Here is a 2,089-nt window from a genome sequence, read left to right as displayed (position 1 = left end):
TGTGGATCGGCGTGCAAAAAGGACCCCGTTAGCGGGGTGATCGGCGTCTAAAAGGGACCCCTCATTTCGATGGTTTAAGCAGCCGGCTGGATTTTCAGGCGGCGAGATCGGGATGTTGATTTTGGAGACAGTGGTTCGGATTCGGCGCGAGTATGCCGGCGGCAAGGCGATCAAGGCGATCGCGCGGGATTTGCATGTGTCGCGGAAGGTGATCCGCAAGGCGATCCGGGCGCCGGAAGGCGCATTCGACTATCAGCGCAAGGTTCAGCCACTGCCTAGGATCGGGCCGTTTCAGGATCGCCTGAACACACTGCTGGAAGAGAACGAGGTGCGCGGCAGGCGCGAGCGACTGCGGATGACGCGGATACATGATCTGCTGGAGCGCGAAGGTTTTGAGGGTTCCTACGATGCCGTTCGGCGCTACGCGGCGCGCTGGAAGGCCGACCGGCGCAAGGATGCCGGCGATGGTGTCACCGCCTTCATCCCGCTGATGTTCAAGCCGGGCGAGGCCTACCAGTTCGACTGGAGCCATGAGGATGTGGAGATCGCCGGCAAGCCGATGCGCGTGAAGGTTGCGCATATGCGGCTGTGTGCATCGCGGGCGGTCTATGTCCGGGCCTATCCGCGCGAGAGTCAGGAGATGCTGTTCGACGCGCATGCGCGCGGCTTTGCTTTCTTCGGCGGCGTGCCGGGCCGCGGCATCTACGATAATATGAAGACGGCGGTGACGAGCGTGTTCACGGGGAAGGAGCGGGTCTTCAACCGGCGGTTCCTGATCATGACCGACCATTATATGGTCGAGCCCACCGCCTGCTCGCCGGCGGCGGGATGGGAGAAGGGCCAGGTCGAGAACCAGGTGCAGACGATCCGGGGCCGCTTCTTCCAACCCCGGTTGCGGTTCGCCAGCCTCGACGAGCTCAATGGCTGGCTGGAGGCCGAGTGCCAGCGCTGGGCGGAACGACAGGCACACCCGGAACAGGGCGAGCTGACCGTGGCGCAGGCGCTGGAGATCGAGCGATCGGCACTGCAGCCGATGCTGGGACCGTTCGACGGCTTTAACGAGAGCGAGCATGCGGTGACGGGCACCTGCCTGATCAGCTTCGATCGCAACCGCTACTCGGTTCTCTCGACGGTGGCGCGGCGGACGGTGCAGGTCCGGGCCTATGCCGACCGCATTGTCGTGCGCTGCGGCGAGGAGGTTGTCGCCGAGCATCCCCGCTACTTCGGGCGCAACCGCACGATCTATGACCCCTGGCATTATCTGCCGGTACTGGCCCGCAAGCCCGGAGCGCTGCGGAACGGCGCGCCCTTCCAGGACTGGGATCTGCCGCCGGCGCTGGCGCGCCTGCGCCGCAAGCTTGGCAATGGCGACGATGCCGACCGCCGGTTCGTCCGTGTGCTGTCGGCCGTGCTGACCGATGGTCTGGAGCCGGTCGAAGCGGCCGTCCGCGAGGCATTGGCGACCGGCACGGCGAGCGACGACCTGATCCTCAACATCCTGGCGCGGCGCCGCGAACCGCCGCGACCGCTCACCATCATCACCTCCGAAGACAGCGCCTTGCGCCATCCGCCGATCGCCGACTGCGCCCGTTACGACCAGCTGAGGACCTTCGATGCAGCGGCATGACATGATCGAGGCGATGCGCGGGCTTGGGCTCAAGGGCATGGCGGGCGCGTTCGACGATGCGGTCACCACCGGCCTTCAGCGCCAGCGCACCACGATGGAGATACTGACCGACCTTCTGCGCGCGGAAGCAACACATCGCCATGCTGCCTCGATCCGATACCGGATGGCGGCCGCCCGGCTGCCGGTCGTGAAGGATATCGATGCGTTCCGGTTCGAGGGCACGCCGATCAACGAGGGGCTGGTGCGTTCGCTGCACAGTGGCGCGTTCCTGCCCGCTCGGCGCAACATCGTCCTGGTCGGCGGCACGGGCACCGGCAAAACCCACCTGGCCATCGCCATCGCCGCCAATGTCGTTCGCTCGGGTGCGCGAGGCCGCTACTTCAACACCGTCGATCTGGTGACCCGCCTCGAAGAGGAGGCCAGGATCGGCAAGAGCGGCGCTCTCGCCGCCCAGCTATCCCG

2 protein-coding genes are annotated in these 2,089 nt (G+C 65.9%); both read left to right on the top strand.

Annotated features, from left to right (window positions below; genetic code table 11):
* Positions 1-112 precede the first annotated feature (112 nt).
* Positions 113-1,627: an IS21 family transposase gene (istA, locus tag FHS92_RS18010; RefSeq protein WP_041378971.1), complete on the top strand. Its 1,515-nt coding sequence runs from the start codon at positions 113-115 to the stop codon at positions 1,625-1,627.
* On the top strand, positions 1,614-2,089 hold a 476-nt coding region (locus tag FHS92_RS18005), incomplete at its 3' end, for an ATP-binding protein (protein WP_184081940.1). The genes istA and FHS92_RS18005, both read left to right, overlap by 14 nt.

This window comes from Sphingobium subterraneum (assembly GCF_014199435.1).
Classification (GTDB): Bacteria; Pseudomonadota; Alphaproteobacteria; order Sphingomonadales; family Sphingomonadaceae; genus Sphingobium; species Sphingobium subterraneum.
The sequence above is the reverse complement of the archived record's forward strand: the minus strand, read 5'-3'. Positions and strand labels throughout refer to the sequence as shown.

Bases quoted from the DNA above. Each gene is read 5' to 3' on its own strand.
- istA (WP_041378971.1), top strand. From the start codon at position 113: ATGTTGATTTTGGAGACAGTGGTTCGGATTCGGCGCGAGTATGCCGGC.